Origin of the sequence: Thermoanaerobacterium sp. PSU-2 (genome assembly GCF_002102475.1) — a bacterium.
Classification (GTDB): Bacteria; Bacillota; Thermoanaerobacteria; order Thermoanaerobacterales; family Thermoanaerobacteraceae; genus Thermoanaerobacterium.
Genome location: NZ_MSQD01000055.1, coordinates 1 through 234 on the forward strand (window position 1 = coordinate 1; position 234 = coordinate 234).

At 33.8% G+C, this 234-nt stretch carries 1 pseudogene; it reads right to left on the minus strand.

The window, feature by feature from the left end:
- Window positions 1–234 (minus strand): annotated as a pseudogene (locus BVF91_RS13095) (RAMP superfamily CRISPR-associated protein); the annotation flags it as partial.

Sequence of the window (234 nt, forward strand, 5' to 3'; positions counted from 1 at the left end):
GCCCCAATGCTTTCTATCATTTTTAAAGATATCAAGATGAGTTCTTCGTACTTTTCCGTACTCTCATCTAAGTATAAATCCATTGTTCCTTTGAATGCACCACCTTCATAGATTTCCATTGAGTTTAGCGAATTGTCTTTTGCCACTTTTCTATACCTATCAACAGAAGTTGAATACCTTATAGTCCTGCTGCCAATGTTAACACTACTTTCATCTAATAATAAATCATCTATA